Genomic DNA, 18,679 nt, shown 5'->3' on the forward strand with positions numbered 1-18,679 from the left:
AAAAATCTGCACAAGATATCAATGCCATCAACTCGAGTCATGTGGAGTGTGTGGCCGTGCTTGTCAAAAAAGATAAATAAAAATCTAAAAACATAAGCCTCTCCAACCCAGGAGAGGCTTATAATGTTATATGAAGGTACCATTTCTTGCATAAAGTCCTACTGAATAAAGAGGTGTATCAAAATAGAACACAAAATATCAAATCAACTAACGATTAGTGAACAAATGAAGCGCGTTTTATCAACATATCAACAAGCAAAACATGAGGAATTTAAGGGGCACCCTTTGTCGCACCTTATTTGTCATGAAATAAAGGACACTTTTTTTAAAGTTGTTGACTTAGAACCTAGTATATATCATGTAGCAGGTTCTGTTGGAAAAGGTCGTTGGGCTGAGATTCCTTGGGTTTCAATTTTTATAAAGAATTTAACGACTTCGGCGACAAGGGGCTACTATATTGTTTACTTATTTAGTGCAGATGGAAGCGGTGTTTATGTTAGTTTGAATCAAGGATGGACCTACTTTAAAGAAAAGTATGGAACAAAAATAGGTAGGGCCAAAATCCAAAAAACAGCTTCAATTATTAGAGAAAAACTAAATACCATCCGTCAAAATATGAACCTTTCAAATATCGATTTAAAGGGTGAAGGTGATCTTGCGAGGGGCTATGAGTTAGGACATGTATGTGGTCGTTTTTATGATGTAAGCAATTTTCCAAGTTCAGAAGACATTATAAGCGATTTACAAGCTTTATTAGTTACATACAAAGAAATAGAAGGTCTTATCGGAAATCGATCGATAGAACAGTTTAATGATTTTATTCTGTTGCAGGAAGACGGCCAATTTTTAGAAGACCGGGTTAACGAAGAGGAGTATCAGATAGCGGCTCAAACCTTCATCATATCCGAGAATTCGAATATCGGATATGAAATCAATCAAAAGAGAGAACGTCCGCAACCTATCATTAATCAAGGTGGTCAAAGGCAATGGACAAGAAATGCAAGTCTTGCCTCAAAAGCTATGATGCTTTCAAATTATACTTGTGAAATTGACCATTCCCACAAAACTTTTATCTCTAAATCTACCAACATGCCTTATGTTGAGTGTCATCATCTTATCCCTATCGCCAAGCAAGAGGAGTTCAAATATGACTTAGATCAACTGGCAAACTTGGTAAGCCTATGCCCACACTGTCATCGTCTTATTCATTATGGTCAAGATGAGGAGAAGCAAAGACTGTTGAAAAAATTGTATGATCAGCGGAAGGATCACTTGAAAAAGATAGGAGTTGAAATTACTTTTTCTTATCTTAAAGGAATGTATTGATATCTACTAGATAAAAAATGTTAATATGATTAGCTTAAGGAATGGTCATATCCAAGTTGACTCTTACCAGACAAGCAAAAAGCGGGTAGCCGATATAATGAAATTAGGCTAGGGTCATCTCCACATGGATCAATGAGCATTTCTACAACATCCGAAATGCTTATCATGAAGCAAAAAGTCTCATTGGCGCCATACCCCTTTTAAAATGCAAGTCGGCGCCATCAAGCGTGCGTTATCACCTGATGTTAAACGTTTATCGATGGAGGAACGGTTCATACCTTTCAAGGCGGAGAAAGAAAGGCCTTCATCATGTCGACGGTGTATATGAATTGTTTATCAGACAGCGAGAATAAACTGAGGAATTGTTAAAGAGAATGCTTTTAGAAAATGACGTCGTTTATTCCTAATGAAAGTAAGGGAGCCTAGACATGTATCTATTTCAATTACATCATCAAGATCTGAAAGAAATCCGGGAAAAACCGTTTAAGAAAGAAAAAGACATACAACAGCTTTGTGAAAAGAATTTAAAGCAATTGTTGGGCCTTAAATTCATCGCGTCTGAGTTTCGAGTTGCCGGCTTTCGAATTGATACGCTGGCATTTGATGATCAGACGCAATCGTTTGTCATTATTGAATATAAAAATAAGAAGCACTCAAGCGTGATTGACCAAGGCTATGCTTATTTGTCCATCATGCTTAATAACAAAGCAGACTTCATTCTTGAATATAATGAAAATCAAGGAAGGCATTTGAAAAGGAATAGCATTGATTGGTCACAATCAAGGATTATCTTTATTTCGCCTGAGTTTACTACACACCAAAAGGAATCCATTAATTTTAGAGATTTACCAATGGAATTGTGGGAAATTAAAAGGTATGAAAATGACCTGATACAAATGAATCCTATCAGACCAAATAGGACATCGGGTTCGATAAACACAATTTCGAATCAAAGTGAAGCGATTGAACAAGTGAGCAGGGAAATCAAAGTATTTACTGAAGAAGATCATCTAATCCGCAAGCCTGATGAGGTGATTGACCTATACCATCAGTTCAAAGAAGACATTTTAAATGTAGGTGACAACATATCAGTCAAAGCGACAAAGCTGTATATCGCATTTACTGTTAATAAGCGTAACATGGTAGATGTTCTTCTCTTAAAAAGGGGTTTGAAAATTTGGATCAACACCAAAAAGGGCGAGCTGGATGATCCGGCGGGTTTAATGAGAGATGTTTCTGAGACCGGCCACTGGGGAAACGGCGATTATGAAGTGCAAATCAGCGATGAAGAGCATGTTGAATATATCATCGGTTTGATTAAACAAGTTTATGAGAAAAATAAAGTTTAAGAGCCTTTTCACATATAAAAAAGGCTCTTTTCTGTTTTGAAAACAGAAAATTAAGTAGCGGGCAGGATAATAAAGTACGAAATCGAATTCATAAATTTAACGATCCTCTCAAATCAAAATCCACCCATTCACCAACCAGGAGGCCGCCCTCATGAACCACTACCAGTTAGACCAATACCTGCGCAAACTCGACCCTACCGAAGAAATCTAAATCACAACCGGTGAAAATATTCCCGATTTTGACGGTAAAGAGCTGCTGGTTGAACACAACGGTCATATTCCTCGTTTACAGGAAAACTATTATTTTGAAAAAGGGGCCGATTTGTTATTAGCAAGCATCTCCTAATTGTCTGTTTTGTCTTTCTCAGAATCCTTTTTTATCCTGTGGGGAAAGTGTTGTTAATCAATAGGGGGTTTTAAAAAGAAGAGCCTAAATTGTTTTTTACACAATCTTGGCTCAAACTCACCACATTGTTTTACATTGTCATATCTCAATCGTCTAGTCGTTTGCTGGCATAAAAGAGATCTTGTTTTACTTGCATATTTTTCTAGTGTATTCAAAAAAGCTCGGTACCGCTTCATCTAACATGTTATCCAGCTTTTCTATGATTTTTAGTTTCATTTCTTGTGAAAGATCTTCTCTTTCATCTAGGACTGTCTCCTTTATGTGCTTTTTAATTTTGCCCTCCAATTGATTTAAAATGAACTCGATTTCTTCGTTTCTTTCAGGGTTCATGTATACTCCCTCCTCGGACTTCAAGGGCTTCTTTTAAATGTTTTAAGGTTTTTTTGTGCCAGTATGATATGTTCTGCTCTGTCTGTCCAAAAAACCATCCAATTACTTTATTGCTAAATCCTTTTTCATAATATAGCTGCAGAATCTTTGCTTGTTTCGGAGTAAGATGACTTACTGCCTTATTTAGTGGCTCGTTGCATATTGGGAAAATGGATTGCTCAGTAGATATAATTTGTTCTAGTGGATCAATACTTTGGTTGTTAGAGATCATGTCGCTTATTTCATTTTGGGGTTCATCTTTAAAATCGGAGAGAGGCTTATTCAGTATTAATTGATATCTGTTGTTTCTTCTTTTTACCCTTTTGTCATAATCGATTGGGTATCTTCAAATAAACCCAGATAGGTAACGAATAATGCGATTGATGCGATAAAAAGACTTAAACCTCTCATCTAAAGCGGCTAGGTTTTTATTCGTAGGATGCTTAAGGGCAACATAAAAGATCTCATTGTTGTCTGGATCTTCTAAAAATTCCTTCATCACCGGATTTTTCTTAACTTCTGATAAGCGGCTTTTTAATTGCGCCAAGTCACGATGCGCTTCATCGGCATTAATATGTTTGTTGAAATTTTGAAAGAAGCAGTCATCAGAAACACTGGACTCACTTTTCATATAAAAACCCCCTTTACAATAAAAGGTGACGAGAAAGCGGTTAAAATAAAAAAAGAAATGAAAAAACAGAACTCATGTTCTTTTCTCGTGAAAGAAAATTTTTCTGTCTATAAGTTCTTCACACAACTTTTTGAGTATTTCAGAGGAGATTTCACCTTTAATTAGAAAGAGAATATATTTAATATTTGACAATTCTTGTCTATACCCTTTTGACTATTGCGTTTTAGGTTTATTGAATCACATCGAATTTGACTGAATATGTATAGGGGATGATCCAATGTTTGAGGAGATTATGACGGTCGTTGGCAACTTTGGCTTTCCGTTAGTTTTAGCAGTTTATTTGCTTCTCCGTTTTGAGAAAAAGATTGAATCCTTAACGGAAGCAATAAATCATCTAAGATCCGTCATAAAAAAGTGAAAAGGCCTATGGATCTTTTCTTTTTTTTGTTAAAATGAAGTGGATAATCCATTCCATATTTAGAAAGCGGTGGAAATATGAAGAAGGTACTTCTGGTCGTATTCCTAATCATTAACCTCTTCTATATAACAAATTATTTGTTCCGCTATGTAAGTCCCTTTAATATTGTGGGTTATTTTTGGTTATTTTCTTTTCTAGCAAGTATCATCTTATCCATAACCGTTCTTTTTTCCTTCAAACGTCTTTCTAATTCAACCTTATTTCTTGCCATATGCGTTCTAGCTTCTGCCGTTAGTTCGCTTGGTGTTTACAGTCTTTTCTTTACACTTGTATCATAAAAGAAGACTCTTTTTGGGAGAGTCTTCTTTTATTGGATCTAATTTAGCAAACGCCGAATAAACCGCTGGTTGCACACTCATATCCAAATGTAGCAACCATGTACCATCCCGGATCAGATGTTTTGCTTGCACAATGATAAAGGTTCATATCACATTCATCATCGCCCTTGCCGAAGTTTGCCCAGCAATAATCATGTGCTCGGCAGCAACGGTCTAAGGCGTTGATTGGAGTCCCGCTCCCACACTTAGCACCACACCATTTATAATGATGAAAGCCTGTAGCCGGATCACCAAAGACTAAGCAACCTTCATACCATGCTTGTGTTGAGACGTCTTCTGCATTAATCTCCTCTGCGCCTGTTGGATGTTTAAGGTGCTCTACAAACTGAAAATATCGTTCATCAAATGGAATCTCAAGCTCATTAACAACAGATCGATCTGAAACAACAGCTTGACGAGTAACTTTCTCACCAGTCTCTAGAATTGCTGAATAGTGAGCTTTGATTCGTAATTTCCCGCACGATTCCCTAACCGCTTCGACAATTGTTTCGTCATTTAATGTTACAAAGAGAGCTTCTTTTTTCACCTCTTTTTCCTGCTCTGGAAAGAGGAAAGTGAATTCAAATGAATCTGTTTTCTCCGTTTCTGTCACATCTTGATATTTAGTGATCTCTGCAACGAGTAAAGCAAAGTCTGCGCTGTTATTGAGTTCATCAACAATGATGTTCCTTTTGTCAGTGTTTAAAGGCGTAATCATGATCCCCATGTTATCGATCTCCTTTAATTTTATTATGGAGGCGACAATCGGATTCGAACCGATGATCAAGGAGTTGCAGTCCTTCGCCTTACCGCTTGGCTATGCCGCCTAAGAGAAAGAGTGGGAAGGGTTAGTTCCCGCTCTTTTTATAGCAAGATACATCTTTATTAAAAACAGCCACACCGGTTAAAGATCACATCTCCTACAGGGGTAATTTTGAATTCACCAGGACAATCGCTTCCATAACCACAACATCTTCGATCAGGTTTACATATTAACTCGCTTTGAGGCAGAATCATTTCTTGTTTGTTTTGGTCTTTAGCCATTTAAATTTCCTCCCTTCTATTGCCTGCACTAATTAAGGTGGAGTAAGCGAGAAGAAAATCAAAAAGAAAACAATTTTTTTATTTTTTGATTTTGGGCTCCGTTTTTTCACCTTTATATATTGAATAATAAAAGGGGAGGGAATAACCTTGAAAATAACAGTTTTTATCAATCCGACATGTAATCCATGTAAGGCTCTAAAACAATGGCTATGGAAAAATAACGTGGAGTTTATAGAAAGAGATGCTATAAATGATGAGGCTGCCGCTCGAGAGCTCAGAAGTCTTAATGTGAATTTCACTCCTTACACTGTGATTGAAACAGCAGAAGGAAGGCATGAGATTTCAGGAGCGGATATCAAGAAAATCAGTGAAGTATTATCAATGGAAAAATCGATCAAGGTGTTTTAAATGGCTGGATGTATATTTGAACAGGATATTGGAAAGATCCATCAGATCAAAATTGATCTATTGAAGATAACAAAATGTCTTGATACTTGTTCTGAAAAAGAGAAGAGTTCCTACCAAGATATAGCTTACGAGTATTCAAAAGCCCTCAAAGCAGTTAAAAAATCAATTGAAGAAGCATATGGTGTAAAGCTTTGCTGTTGCCCTTTACACCATGAAATATATGGTAATTAGATTTCAGTTGTTCTATGGTGATTATACTGTTGGTTATAACTATTCAACGGATATAATCAGGCATAACTGTCATTACTAAAGATGATCAGATTCGACTGACCGGAGAAATGGCTAGAAAAGGGCGGATCGACCGTGGAAATTAGAAGCTACCAATACGGAAGAATGTAAATCCGATAAATGCTGAAGTCCCTATGGTTCAAAGATGAAAAATGAACCGGCTCTTTCACCGGAAATTAGAGGCGTCGTCGAAACGAGCAAGCTGGCAACCCCTGCGCTCACCGATATTAAGCAGAGTGTGATGCAGAAAATCCTAAAAACCCGGGCAATAAAATCATCAGAACATCCTTCACCATGGGAGGCGGATGCGGGCGAATACAGCGAGCACTAAAAGCGCCACAGAGCCTATAAACAGGCGAAGCAATGCGACATGCTCGGGGGTGTAATTCACTAGTCCCGGGCGTTTTATGTCGCCAAAACAATTGTTTCATACTCGCTCAAAAACTTAAACCACGGTTTTTACTTCCAATTTTCCCCTGTCACAGGTAAGTTTTTTGCTTATTCCATGAGCTGCCTGGTCCTATTATTTGAGATATTACTCACTACACTTCGATCATTAAAATCCAATTTTCCTCCCCCTTGATATCCCTTCATAGATTACCCTTGCATTTTTTAAGTAACAGAATAACATAGCAACACTGGTTAAATAGACAGGAGAAGGGTGAGGTGCATCAACTATCGAGTTGCGCCAGGTTCCATTTAAACCGAATGATTGACAAAAATCTCTCATTAATTGACAAAAGGTCATTACAAAATGCAAACCCTATGATAAGATCATAAAAAAGAAGATTAACAATCTAATATGAAATGAGGGGTTCGGCATGGGGAAGGTCGCTTCTGAAGTGGTGGCGGGGGTGTTGAACGAATTCCATCTGGCCATTAAAAAGCATGATATTCAGCAGGCGAAGCATCTTTTTGAAGAGGCGAAGTCGATGTTTGCCGAGATGGAAGAGAATCAGAATGTGCTCGTCTATTTCTCGCTGCTTGAGGAGCGGTACCGGATGATGCTTTTTGATGCCAGGGGAGAGCGCCGGCCGCATCAGTCTTACTTCAATGATTCGCAAGCGAACGCAATCGAACAGACGGATGATATGATTGATTACTATTTCTACTTTTTTGAGGCGATGCATGAGGCATACAACAAGAATGTTGAGCGGGCGATCAGCCTTTATAAGGTTGCCGAGAAAAGATTGGCGAAGATTCCCGACAAAATCGAAGCGGCCGAGTTTTATTTTAAAGTGTCCTGGCTGTATATGTCGCTCAGGCAGAACGCGGTTTCCTTGAACTACGCGAAAGACGCGATGAATATTTACAGCATGCATGACGGGTACGAAAAGAAACTGGCGATTTCCATGGTTGTGATGGGGACAAATTATATGCAGATGCAGCGTTTTCAAGATGCGGAAGGATATTTCCAAAAGTCGATCGAAATTTCAAAAGAGATAGACGATTCGTTTTTAGAGGCGATGCTCCATCATAATATCAGCATTCTTTATTCGAATTCAGGCCGGTCCCAGGACTGTATCCTTGCCGTGCAGCACGCGTTGAGCAATTCCGAATGGTGTGCGTCCAGTTATTATATCAACTCTCTGTACATGCTGGTGAGGGAGTTTTTCAAAATAGGAGAAACAGAAGCGGCTCTGTACTACTATCAAAAAGGACAGAAGGAATTAGAGAAAAACGGGAATAAGATTTATGAAAAGAAAATAAACATTATTTATGAATTGTATCGTCATGAAAACGCAAAGACCATCAAAGATGACATCCATGCTTTGGAAGAGATGAATGATTTAGACGGCGTCTGCGACCTTTCATTGCTTATCTCAAGCTATTACGAAAGGAAAGGAGACTACAAGGAAGCGCTGGAATTTGCTAAAATAGCAATGACAGCCGAAAACAAAATGAGATCATTAGGGAGTGAGGTATTGTCATGAAAAAAATCATTCTTTGCTTAGCGTTAACAGCCGTGGTCTTAGGCGGAGCTGCTCTATCCCAAAGCCACATTATGGCGTCAGACAGTGTTCAAGTAGCGGAATTGCCTGTTGGAGGTTGAGGTCCTTTTTAGGGCTTCTTTTTTTTTAGCAGAAAAAAAGAAAGAGCAAAAGAGGAAGAACATTGAATGAAATATACGAACTTGAAAAGCAATGATTAAACCCACTCCTCGCCGGAACAGCTGGCGGCATTATAGACAGACGGCTTTTTCGAGTTTGGCAGCTCGGGAGACATCCGCTTCAAACAGGATTGTCTCGGAGCCGGGGGGATCGGTGTGAGAAAGATGGGGATCGCTGATTTTGCGGTGCGTCCTTTGGCGGATGATGGTGTTGTGCTTGCCACATACCGTTTAAAGGATCAGACGAGAAAGCAGGAAACGCTGCGCAGTTCAATCTGGAAGCGGGTTGATGGCAGCTGGCGCATGTGTTTTCATCAAGGGACGCCGAAAAAGGCTTCCCATCAAAAAAGACCTGATTCGGGAAGGGCAATTTCCTGAATCAGGTCTATCTTTACAAATGACTCCGGCATTCCGCCACACATTCTTCCAAGTCTTTTACCGCATGTTCCATCTTTGGCTTTGCTTCGTCATGAACCTTGTTTAATGCGTGATGCAAATGGGTCAATGCGCTTTCGCATTCGGTGATGCATTCCTGCAGGTCGTTTTTATTCATGGTGAACAAGCTCCTTTCCATGATGTGTACAACCTTAGTATTTCTCAGCTGCTCATGTTTATGCATTATTTTCCATGTCAGCTTGCAAATTTTATGAAAAATTAAGCTGGAATAACAAAAACAATCACCTGATATTTGATAAACTAAATCAATATGTAAACATGAATGAAATCCATAAAGACAGGAGAAGAAGGACATGCGGAAGCAATTGACGGCTTACATATCGCTCGCTCTCGCGATGGCGATCGTCGGCAGCTCGGTCGTCGTCGGCAAGCTGATGGTGGAAACGATTCCGGTGTTTCTATCGTCAGGCCTCAGGTTTTTGATCGCTGCCATTGTCTTGGTGATCCTTTTATTTTGCTTTGAAAAAGGCTTTCCCGCGCTAACGAAAAAAGACGTTTTTGTGTTGCTGATACAGTCTTTTACAGGCGTTTTTTTGTTCAGCATCTGCCTGCTTTACGGCGTCGGCATGACGACGGGGATGGAAAGCGGGATCATCACAAGCACCACGCCGATGGCGGTCGGGATTTTGGCTTTCTTTTTGTTGAAAGAGAAAATAGAAAAGCGGATGGCGCTCGGGATCGTGCTCGCTGTTATGGGCGTGATGACGATTAATCTGTTTGGAGCGGGCGGAGAAGGAGGCAATCCGCACGCTTTGCTAGGAAACCTCCTGGTCGCTGCCGCTGTCGTTGGGGAAGCACTGTTTACACTGCTGGCGAAAATGCTGTCGCCTCACATTTCCGCATTGGCGATTTCGACGTTTGTCTCGCTTTTCGGGTTTTTGTTTTTCCTGCCGTTTGCGGCTTACGAAGCGCTGTCGTTCGACTTTAGCGCGCCGGGGCTCATTGATTGGTCATATGTGCTGTATTATGCGCTGATCGTCACGGTGCTTGCTTTCTACTTGTGGTACAGCGGGGTGACAAAGGTGCCGGCAGGGATTTCCGGGATTTTTACCTCGGTGCTGCCTGTTTCGGCTGTTGCGCTGTCAGGGATCATCCTCAAGGAGCAGTTCACCTTCATCCATATGCTCGGTGTGGCGTTTGTGATTGGCGGCATTTTTGTCACGGTTTTGAAGAAAGAAACGGCAAAGGATAGCCAACATCTCGCATCCTAGCAGGATTTCCAATAAAATGTCGCAAATTTGATGCATCAATATAATGAATTCGCCAAAGGCTGCGGTATAATAGATTTTGTGAATTCAATGTTGAAAGAGAGTGGTAGTATCATGGGCCGTAAGTGGAACAATATAAAAGAAAAGAAAGCGTCGAAGGATGCCAATACAAGCCGGATTTACGCCAAGTTTGGCCGGGAAATCTATGTGGCGGCAAAGCAGGGAGAGCCCGATCCTGAGGCAAACCAGGCGCTGAAGTTCGTGCTTGAGCGCGCCAAAACATACAATGTCCCGAAAGCGATTATCGAGCGGGCGATTGAAAAGGCGAAGGGCGGTTCTGAAGAAAACTATGACGAGCTTCGCTATGAAGGATTCGGACCGAACGGAGCGATGGTGATCGTTGACGCCTTGACGAACAATGTCAACCGGACGGCGGCGGATGTGCGCTCAACGTTTGGCAAAAACGGCGGCAATATGGGTGTGAGCGGCTCTGTCGCTTACATGTTTGACCCGACAGCCGTCATCGGCTTTGAAGGAAAAACGGCTGATGAAACGCTCGAATTGCTGATGGAAGCGGATATCGATGTCCGCGATATTTTAGAAGAAGACGAGGCGGTGATCGTCTATGCCGAGCCTGATCAGTTCCATGCCGTGCAGGAAGCGCTGAAAAACGCCGGTATTGAAGAATTCACCGTCGCAGAGCTGACCATGCTCGCGCAAAACGATGTCACACTTCCGGAAGACGCGCAGGCGCAGTTTGAAAAACTGATCGATGCGCTGGAAGATTTGGAGGATGTGCAGCAAGTCTATCATAATGTTGATTTAGGCGCGTAAACGAAAAAGCAAACCGCCGGAAATGAAAGGCCCCGCAAATGTAAGTTTTACATTTGCGGGGTTTTTTTATGCCGGTCGTCTATGATTCTGTCGTGGCGCGCGGCCGCCGTATCCACGGCGTTGAAGCTGCAATCGGAATGAGCCGCGGCCGCCGGTATTCATCCAAATCCTTGATCCCGAAACGAAAACATAGAACTGCTGAACAATCCGAATTACCTGGGAAATAACCACGAATGGGTGAATGGGGCATTAGGAAGATTTCGGCCAGGCTTAAGACAGCGACAATTCTCGGATATCAGCATAATCAATGATGACATTCAAGGAACGGGAATCAGCTTTTTAAGCAGAATGATCGTGTCAAGGTTAAAGGATATCGCAACAATTTCCTTGGGTTCATCCTTATTTTTACCTCAACTAAATTTTACCGATATCGCACCGTCATATCTTTTTTGTGCCAGAAGTCCTATCAGATTGAATTTTTTTGCAAGAATGCCGATACATATATTGTAGTCTAACTTTTCCCAAAATTGTATGAGAGGAAGATGCCCCGAATGTTTCGAATAAATGACCTCAACCATCAATACATAGGAGGGGAATGGAAGGACGGCCGCAGTGAAAGCATTCTCGCCGATCTTAATCCTTTTACCCATAAAACAATCACAACGTTTCGCAAGGCGACCCCGGATGATGTCGATGAGGCTTACAAGTCAGCTTTGGAAGCGAAAAAGAAATGGGATCGCGTCGGCCCGTATGAAAAAAGGGCGATTTTAGAAAAAGCCGCCGCTTATATTGAAGAACATAAAGAAGCCATCGTGTATCTGATTATGGAAGAGCTTGGCGGAACCAGACTGAAAGCGGCGTTTGAAATTGATCTCGTCATCAATATGATCAAAGAAGCCGCGGGGTTCCCGCTCAAAATGGAGGGGAGGATTCTGCCTTCACCTGTTGAGGGAAAAGAAAATCGGCTTTACCGGATTCCGGCCGGTGTGGTCGGTGTCATCAGTCCGTTTAATTTTCCGTTCTTTTTATCCGTCAAATCGGTGGCCCCGGCGCTTGGCGCGGGCAATGGCGTTGTGCTAAAGCCGCATGAGGAGACGCCGATATGCGGGGGCACATTGATTGCCAAGATTTTTGAGGAAGCCGGACTTCCGCAAGGCCTGCTGAATGTCGTTGTGACGGATATCGCAGAAATCGGCGACAGCTTCGTTGAGCATCCGATTCCGAGGATCATCTCGTTTACCGGATCAACGAAGGTCGGCAGCCATATCGGCCAGCTGGCTGTTAAACATTTCAAAAAACCGCTGCTTGAGCTTGGCGGAAACAGCGCCCTGATCGTTCTTGAGGATGCCGACTTGGAATATGCGGTCAATGCGGCGTCCTTCAGCCGGTTCACCCATCAGGGGCAAATCTGCATGTCAGCCAACCGGATTCTCGTCCAAAAAGAGGTCTATCCCGAGTTTTTAACATCGTTTTATCAAAAGGTGTCCGCTTTTAAGACAGGTGATCCGATGGACCCTGAAACGATTATCGGGCCCGTCATTCATGAACGCCAGGCGGAGCTTTTAAGAAAAGCTGTTGAAAACGCAATCGAAGAGGGCGCTGTCCCGCTGATCAAAGGCGACATCAAAGGCAATCTCGTCGAACCGACGATCTTGACGGATGTGAAGCCCGGCATGTCGATTACGAAAGAGGAGCTGTTTGGTCCGGTTGTATGCGTCATCCCGTTTGAGACAGAGGAAGAAGCGATTCAGATCGCAAATGATACGCCATTCGGGCTGAGCGGGGCCGTACATACAGGAAATGTTGAGCGCGGCGTGGCCATCGCCCAGCAGATTGAGACGGGCATGATTCATATCAATGACACGACGATCAACGATGAGCCGCATGTCGCTTTCGGCGGAGAAAAACAATCAGGGCTCGGCAGGCTGAACGGCGAATGGAGCCTGGAAGAATTCACGACGTTAAAGTGGATCTCCGTCCAGCATCAAAAACGAGTTTTCCCATACTAGTAGGAGGTTTGAAACATGAGTGAAGCAGTCAAAACAGACATCCATCCGCTTCTGGATGCTTTTGTCAAAGTCGCGCCATTCCTGAATCAGCTGATCCAGGATGATGTGACAGTCGGCATTTATGATACAGAAAAGCTGATCATCAACATTCCCGGCAAGACCTTTTCCCTGAACGTTAAACCAGGCGATCCATTGCAGGAAGGGGACATTATTACAGACGCCATCCGCCAAAACAAAAAGCAAACGAGCATGGTGCCAAAGGAGCTGTTCGGCTTCCCGCTTGCCGCCAGAGCGATTCCCCTGCATGATGAGAACGGAAGGGTCATCGGCGGCGTCGGACTCGGCACAAGCCTGGAAAAATCGGACCAGCTTCACCGCGTCGCCGAGAGTTTATCCGTCATCGTCGAACAGACGGCATCAGCGATTCAGGATATCGCTGAATCCGTGAGCGGATTTTCCGGCCAAATGTCCGATATCTCCAAGCAGGCGAAGGAAGTAAGCGAAAGCGCCGGCGAAATCGAAAAAATTTCCGTTACCGTCAAAGGCATCTCCGATCAAAGCAATCTCTTGGGGCTGAATGCGGCGATCGAAGCGGCGAGAGCGGGTGAATCAGGAAAAGGGTTCTCCGTCGTGGCCGATGAGATCAGAAAGCTTGCGACACATTCAAAAGAAAACGTCGGTCAAATTGATCAAATCACCAAAAAGATCCACGCTTTATTAAAAGACCTTGAACAGTCAATCGAAGTCATCAATGAACATACAAGCGGCCAGGCTGCGGGTGTCGAACAAATTTCCGCAACGATGCAGGAAATCAGCAGCAATGCGCAAAACCTCGCGAAAATGGCTGAACATCATTTTGAAGACTAAAGAAACGAAAGCTGCCGATGCCGGCGGCTTTTTTTGCGAATTTCTTTCTTGCAATCCATTCCAATAATTAAAATTTTATTTTAAATTTTTTGGAGGAATTTTTCCAACCTAAATCGAAAGTGATAACAGAAACCGCTTTCAAGGGGGAGGAAGGGATATATGAACGTCTATACACCGACGAAGCTGGCCGGATTATTGTTGGGGCCGATCGGTTTTTTGCTGATCATTGGCCTGATGCCCGAGGCGGAGCTTGCTTATGCACCGCGGGTCGTTCTTGCTGTGACGGTTTGGACCGCCGTGTGGTGGATCACCGAAGCCGTGCCGATTCCGGCTGCGTCATTGTTGCCGATCATTCTGATGCCCACATTGGGCGGCCTCGATATGGAAACGACGGCCAAGGCATACGGCGACCCGATCGTGTTTATGTACATGGGTGGTTTTATCATTGCCATCGCGATTGAGAAATGGAATCTTCACAAGCGGATGGCCTTGCATATTTTAAAGCGGATCGGGGCGGAAAGCCATCGGATCGTGCTTGGGGTGATGCTTTCGACGGCGTTTTTATCGATGTGGATTTCCAATGCCGCCACAGCGCTGATGATGCTGCCGGTTGCGCTCGCCATTATCAAAGAAGTGCAGGAAAAAGAGATTTTAAAAGGGGATTCCCTGCAGAAATTCAGCAAAAGCATATTGCTGGCCGTCGCTTATGCGGCATCGATCGGCGGTCTCGCCACTCTGGTCGGATCGGTGCCGAACGCCGTGTTTGCGGCGATGTCCAGACAGATGCTGAACCGTGAGATTATGTTTTTTGAATGGTTTTTGTTCGGTTTTCCGGTTTCCGTTCTTTTTTTGATCATTCTTTATTTTTATTTAACGAAGGTGCAGTTTAAAGTCAGCCGTTTTTCAGGTAAAAAGCCCGGGTTTATCGATCATGATCTGAAGGCGCTCGGCGCGATGACAAAAGAGGAAAAATCGGTATTCGCCGTGTTTTTGGCGACCGCTTTTTTATGGATGTTCAAATTTTTGCTCCCGTTTCAGCTGTCAGACACATCGATCGCGATTTTGGGAGCGGTTTTGCTGTTTCTCATTCCAAGTGCCCGCGGTGAGCGGATCTTGGAGTGGAAGGATATGCAGACGCTGCCTTGGGGCCTGCTTCTCTTGTTTGGCGGCGGACTGTCGCTTGCATCGGGATTTTCCGCCACGAACTTAACGGCGTGGATCAGCGGTAAGCTCAAGCTGTTGGATGGTCATCCATACCTGTTTGTTTTGATCGTGTTAACGGCGGCGATTTTATTCATGACGGAAATCATGTCCAATACCGCTGTCGCCAATATGGTGATTCCGATGACCGTCGGCTTGGGAGCGGCGCTTCAAGTCGAGCCGTACGGGCTGATGGCCGCGGCCGCACTCGCGTCATCCTGCGCCTTCATGCTTCCGATTTCCACCCCGCCGAACGCCGCAGTGTTCAGCGCCAATGTTTTAAGCATGAAGGATATGATCAAGGCGGGGTTTTGGCTGAATATCGCCGGTGTGTTGATCATCGTCATCAGCGTTTATGTTTGGCTCCCGGTTGTCCTGCAGTAAAACTTGTAAACCTCTCACTAGTTTTCTTTTATCAACTACATTAAAATAATAGTATGACATGACGTAAGGATTGGTAGAATAGATGAGTATTTTTAAAGCTGAAGGTTTATATAAAACATACGGAGACAAGACATTATTTGATCATATATCGTTTCATATTGAAGAAAATGAGCGAATCGGCTTGATCGGACCGAACGGGACGGGAAAAAGCAGCCTGCTGAAAGTGATTGCCGGCTTCGAGTCGACGGAACAAGGGGAGATTGTGAAACCGGGCAGCCTGCAAATCGAGTATCTCGATCAAGATCCTGATTTGGATGGGTCTGAAACGGTGCTGGAGCACATCTATGCAGGCGATTCCGTGATGATGCGAACGATTGCTTCATATGAGAAAGCGTTGCAGGAACTGAACGCGTCTCCCGCTGATCCGAAAAAACAGGAAAACCTTTTGGCCGCTCAAGGCAGAATGGATGAGCACGGCGCCTGGGACGCGAACACGGCGGCGAAAACGATTTTGACCAAGCTTGGCGTTGCAGATGTGACCAAAGAAGTGAGACACCTTTCCGGAGGACAGAAAAAGCGTGTCGCGATTGCCAAAACACTCATTCAGCCGGCTGATCTTTTGATTTTGGATGAGCCGACAAACCATCTTGACAATGAAACGATCGAGTGGCTTGAGGGCTATTTGAGCGGATATTCGGGTTCAGTCGTGCTCGTCACCCATGACCGCTATTTCCTCAACCGCGTGACAAACCGGATTTATGAGCTTGATCGCGGCCATCTGTATACGTATAAAGGGAATTATGAAGTGTTTTTAGAAAAGAGGGCTGAACGGGAAGCGCTCGCCGAGCAAAACGAAACGAAGCGGCAGAACTTATTGAGAAGGGAGCTTGCTTGGCTCAGGAGGGGAGCAAAGGCCCGTTCGACAAAACAGAAAGCGCGAATTCAGCGCGTGGAGGAATTGAAAGGGCAGGATGCGCTGGAAACGAGCGCGACGCTTGATTTTGCGATCGGCTCCCACCGCCTCGGAAAGCAGGTGATCGAAGCTGAAGCGGTCGAGATCAGCCGCGGCGGGAAACAGCTTGTCACATCATTCGATGAGCTGATCATTCCTGGAGATCGAATCGGCATCATCGGGCCGAACGGAATCGGCAAGACGACGCTGTTAAACGCGCTTGCCGGTCGTCTTGGGCCTGATGCGGGCCGCATCACGATCGGCCAGACGGTCCGAATCGGTTATTATACGCAGGACCACAGTGAAATGGATGATTCGCTGCAAGTGATCGAATATATCAAAGGGACGGCTGAAATCGTTAAAACGGCCGACGGTCAAGTGATCACCGCCGAGCAGATGCTGGAACGGTTCCTCTTTCCGCGCCGTGTGCAGCGCAACTTTATCCACAAGCTCTCCGGCGGTGAAAAACGGCGGTTGTACTTGTTGAAGGTGCTGATGGAGGAGCCGAACGTCCTGTTTCTCGATGAACCGACAAACGATCTGGACACGGAGACGCTCGGGGTGCTGGAGGATTACTTAGAACAGTTTCCCGGCGTTGTCGTAACGGTATCCCATGACCGTTATTTCCTCGACCGTGTCATCGACCGTCTGCTTGTTTTTGAAGGAAACGGAGCCGTCTCGCGCTTTCACGGGTCATACAGCGAATACATGGAAAAACAAAAGGAAATCAGCCGAGAGAAGGTTTCTCAAGAAACAGCCGAATCTGTGAAGCCTGAGAAAAAGAAAAGGAAAAAGCTGTCTTATAAAGATCAGCTCGAATGGGAAGGCATCGAAGACAAAATCGCGGCCCTTGAAGAAAAGCATAAACAGCTTGAAGAGGAAATCGCCGCAGCGGGAAGCGACTTCGCCAAAATCCAGACGCTGATGGAAGAGCAAAGCAAAACAGCCGACGAGCTTGAAGAAGCGATGGAGCGCTGGACCGAGCTGTCGCTGATGATCGAGGAGCTGGAACAATCGTAATGGATGCTGCCGGGTAACCCCGGCAGTTTTTAATTTGCCGGGCTTTTTTCCGCTTCGTTACAAAAATAGCCGGTTACTTTTTCCTTTAATAAAGACGCTGCCAGACTCAGCTCCCTGTCTTGATGAACGATGAGCCCGTGCGTGGAGACAATCGGGGCAGTCACAGGCAGCAGTTTGAATTGCTTGGCTTCAAGCTCTTGTTTGACAGCGACTTCCGGAATGAAGGCAAAGCCGATTCCGCATCTGACAGCTTGTTTGATCATGTCGATGCTTGGGTATTCCAGGGCGCTGTTTCCTTCAACGCCGGCTTCTTGGAGCAGCCGGCCCGCTTCTGTATGGTACACACAGCTTGTGCCGAAGCTGATGAATGTTTCCCGGCTCAGGACGCCAAAGCCCTCGGATTCAACTTTCTCAGCGAGCACATGGGGAGCGATAAACACCAGTTTTTCTGCAAACAAAGGATAGAAAAGGAGATCGGGCCGGTTCGGATTTTGCGGCACGATGCCGAAATCGGCGGCATGGTTCAGCACCTGCTGAACGATATCGTGCTGGAATCCGCTTTCCAATTGCAATCTGATTTTTGGATAATCTTTTAGAAAATCTTCGATCAAAAAAGACATGCGCGTCAGAAAAAACGATTCCTGCATGCGAATCCGGACGGTACCTTGAGGCTGATCCAGTTCATTCATCGCTTCTCCTAAAGACATCCCTAATTGAATAAATTGATAAGCATATTTGCTAAGCTTCAAACCGGCCGGTGTCGGCTTCACTCCCCTTGACAGCCGGTGAAACAAACGCTGTCCGCAAGCCTGTTCCAAAAGCTGAATATGGCTGGTGACCGTCGACTGTACATACCCCAGCCGATCAGCGGCGCGGCTGAAGTTTTTTTCTTCCATGACGGCGATGAAGGTTTTAAAAAATTTCCCCTCTAAAAGCTCAATCATAGCTTGGCATCTCCTCGCTATCGAAAATTAAAATGACTTCTATCGTAATCATTCATAAGTAAAATGGTTCTCTCCATGA

The 18,679-nt window shown here is 44.1% G+C and carries 22 protein-coding genes, 1 tRNA gene and 1 pseudogene; 16 read left to right on the top strand and 8 right to left on the bottom strand.

The genetic code is table 11. The features are described 5' to 3' along the window. Positions 1–225: 225 nt before the first annotated feature. A complete protein-coding gene (locus ACINLD_RS18620) occupies positions 226–1,326 on the top strand; it encodes an MrcB family domain-containing protein (RefSeq protein WP_410207115.1) in 1,101 nt (366 codons plus the stop codon). Positions 1,327–1,754: 428 nt separating this feature from the next. Beyond that, positions 1,755–2,675: a DUF5655 domain-containing protein gene (locus ACINLD_RS18625; protein ID WP_410207116.1), complete on the top strand. Its 921-nt coding sequence runs from the start codon at positions 1,755–1,757 to the stop codon at positions 2,673–2,675. A gap of 532 nt (positions 2,676–3,207) precedes the next feature. Here ACINLD_RS18625 and ACINLD_RS18630 read toward each other — a convergent pair. From ACINLD_RS18630 to ACINLD_RS18640, 3 genes are all read right to left on the bottom strand, one after another. Continuing rightward, the gene (locus ACINLD_RS18630) at positions 3,208–3,411 is read right to left on the bottom strand and encodes a hypothetical protein (protein WP_026589643.1); all 204 of its coding nucleotides are present in this window, start codon (positions 3,409–3,411) and stop codon (positions 3,208–3,210) included. Next, positions 3,401–3,682 carry a sigma factor-like helix-turn-helix DNA-binding protein gene (locus tag ACINLD_RS18635; RefSeq protein ID WP_026589642.1) on the bottom strand — a complete coding sequence of 94 codons (282 nt, stop codon included), beginning with the start codon at positions 3,680–3,682 and terminating at the stop codon, positions 3,401–3,403. The genes ACINLD_RS18630 and ACINLD_RS18635 overlap by 11 nt, the downstream gene beginning before the upstream one ends. A gap of 114 nt (positions 3,683–3,796) precedes the next feature. Further along, positions 3,797–4,081, bottom strand: coding sequence for a hypothetical protein (locus ACINLD_RS18640; protein WP_410207117.1), 285 nt, complete (start codon positions 4,079–4,081; stop codon positions 3,797–3,799). Between the two features lie 292 nt (positions 4,082–4,373). Between ACINLD_RS18640 and ACINLD_RS18645 the strand changes: the two genes are divergently transcribed. Beyond that, positions 4,374–4,499: a YvrJ family protein gene (locus ACINLD_RS18645; RefSeq protein ID WP_347176596.1), complete on the top strand. Its 126-nt coding sequence runs from the start codon at positions 4,374–4,376 to the stop codon at positions 4,497–4,499. Positions 4,500–4,880: 381 nt separating this feature from the next. Here the strand turns inward: ACINLD_RS18645 and ACINLD_RS18650 are convergent, their stop codons facing one another. The 3 genes from ACINLD_RS18650 to ACINLD_RS18660 form a co-directional block, all read right to left on the bottom strand. Continuing rightward, positions 4,881–5,603: a hypothetical protein gene (locus ACINLD_RS18650; protein ID WP_035428781.1), complete on the bottom strand. Its 723-nt coding sequence runs from the start codon at positions 5,601–5,603 to the stop codon at positions 4,881–4,883. Between the two features lie 26 nt (positions 5,604–5,629). Continuing rightward, positions 5,630–5,703: transfer RNA gene (locus tag ACINLD_RS18655), tRNA-Cys, on the bottom strand. 58 nt (positions 5,704–5,761) lie between these two features. After that, positions 5,762–5,920: a hypothetical protein gene (locus ACINLD_RS18660; protein WP_163170570.1), complete on the bottom strand. Its 159-nt coding sequence runs from the start codon at positions 5,918–5,920 to the stop codon at positions 5,762–5,764. Positions 5,921–6,067: 147 nt separating this feature from the next. Between ACINLD_RS18660 and ACINLD_RS18665 the strand changes: the two genes are divergently transcribed. The 6 genes and pseudogenes from ACINLD_RS18665 to ACINLD_RS18690 all read left to right on the top strand — a co-directional run. Beyond that, positions 6,068–6,328 carry a glutaredoxin family protein gene (locus ACINLD_RS18665; protein WP_035428779.1) on the top strand — a complete coding sequence of 87 codons (261 nt, stop codon included), beginning with the start codon at positions 6,068–6,070 and terminating at the stop codon, positions 6,326–6,328. After that, positions 6,329–6,559 (top strand): hypothetical protein, encoded by a 231-nt coding sequence (locus ACINLD_RS18670; protein WP_026589640.1) that lies wholly within the window; start codon positions 6,329–6,331, stop codon positions 6,557–6,559. It abuts the gene before it with no gap. A 202-nt stretch (positions 6,560–6,761) separates the two neighbouring features. Further along, positions 6,762–6,947: a hypothetical protein gene (locus ACINLD_RS18675; protein WP_409445260.1), complete on the top strand. Its 186-nt coding sequence runs from the start codon at positions 6,762–6,764 to the stop codon at positions 6,945–6,947. A 490-nt stretch (positions 6,948–7,437) separates the two neighbouring features. Continuing rightward, positions 7,438–8,550 (top strand): Rap family tetratricopeptide repeat protein, encoded by a 1,113-nt coding sequence (locus ACINLD_RS18680; RefSeq protein WP_077735336.1) that lies wholly within the window; start codon positions 7,438–7,440, stop codon positions 8,548–8,550. Beyond that, a complete protein-coding gene (locus ACINLD_RS18685; protein ID WP_026589638.1) occupies positions 8,547–8,669 on the top strand; it encodes a PhrK family phosphatase-inhibitory pheromone in 123 nt (40 codons plus the stop codon). Before ACINLD_RS18680 ends, ACINLD_RS18685 begins: the two co-directional genes overlap by 4 nt. A gap of 147 nt (positions 8,670–8,816) precedes the next feature. Further along, a pseudogene (locus tag ACINLD_RS18690) lies at positions 8,817–9,104 on the top strand (DUF4440 domain-containing protein); the annotation flags it as partial. A 13-nt stretch (positions 9,105–9,117) separates the two neighbouring features. Here the strand turns inward: ACINLD_RS18690 and ACINLD_RS18695 are convergent. Next, positions 9,118–9,279: a hypothetical protein gene (locus ACINLD_RS18695; protein WP_163170569.1), complete on the bottom strand. Its 162-nt coding sequence runs from the start codon at positions 9,277–9,279 to the stop codon at positions 9,118–9,120. 196 nt (positions 9,280–9,475) lie between these two features. Here ACINLD_RS18695 and ACINLD_RS18700 point away from each other — a divergent pair, with 196 nt between their 5' ends. The 7 genes from ACINLD_RS18700 (at position 9,476) to ACINLD_RS18730 (ending at position 17,656) form a co-directional block, all read left to right on the top strand. After that, positions 9,476–10,393, top strand: coding sequence for a DMT family transporter (locus ACINLD_RS18700; RefSeq protein ID WP_409445259.1), 918 nt, complete (start codon positions 9,476–9,478; stop codon positions 10,391–10,393). A 111-nt stretch (positions 10,394–10,504) separates the two neighbouring features. Next, positions 10,505–11,224: a YebC/PmpR family DNA-binding transcriptional regulator gene (locus ACINLD_RS18705; RefSeq protein WP_026589636.1), complete on the top strand. Its 720-nt coding sequence runs from the start codon at positions 10,505–10,507 to the stop codon at positions 11,222–11,224. 68 nt (positions 11,225–11,292) lie between these two features. Then, the gene (locus ACINLD_RS18710; RefSeq protein ID WP_163170568.1) at positions 11,293–11,451 is read left to right on the top strand and encodes a hypothetical protein; all 159 of its coding nucleotides are present in this window, start codon (positions 11,293–11,295) and stop codon (positions 11,449–11,451) included. Between the two features lie 324 nt (positions 11,452–11,775). Then, the gene (locus ACINLD_RS18715; RefSeq protein WP_026589635.1) at positions 11,776–13,233 is read left to right on the top strand and encodes an aldehyde dehydrogenase family protein; all 1,458 of its coding nucleotides are present in this window, start codon (positions 11,776–11,778) and stop codon (positions 13,231–13,233) included. A 465-nt stretch (positions 13,234–13,698) separates the two neighbouring features. Continuing rightward, positions 13,699–14,100, top strand: coding sequence for a methyl-accepting chemotaxis protein (locus ACINLD_RS18720; protein WP_376711841.1), 402 nt, complete (start codon positions 13,699–13,701; stop codon positions 14,098–14,100). Positions 14,101–14,259: 159 nt separating this feature from the next. Further along, a complete protein-coding gene (locus ACINLD_RS18725) occupies positions 14,260–15,684 on the top strand; it encodes an SLC13 family permease (protein WP_077735331.1) in 1,425 nt (474 codons plus the stop codon). An 82-nt stretch (positions 15,685–15,766) separates the two neighbouring features. After that, the gene (locus ACINLD_RS18730) at positions 15,767–17,656 is read left to right on the top strand and encodes an ABC-F family ATP-binding cassette domain-containing protein (RefSeq protein ID WP_409445258.1); all 1,890 of its coding nucleotides are present in this window, start codon (positions 15,767–15,769) and stop codon (positions 17,654–17,656) included. A gap of 29 nt (positions 17,657–17,685) precedes the next feature. Here ACINLD_RS18730 and ACINLD_RS18735 read toward each other — a convergent pair whose 3' ends face one another. Continuing rightward, positions 17,686–18,600: a LysR family transcriptional regulator gene (locus tag ACINLD_RS18735; protein ID WP_026589631.1), complete on the bottom strand. Its 915-nt coding sequence runs from the start codon at positions 18,598–18,600 to the stop codon at positions 17,686–17,688. Positions 18,601–18,679 lie beyond the last annotated feature (79 nt).

It is taken from the genome of Bacillus sp. z60-11, from assembly GCF_046464135.1.
Taxonomy (GTDB): Bacteria; Bacillota; Bacilli; order Bacillales; family Bacillaceae; genus Bacillus; species Bacillus sonorensis_A.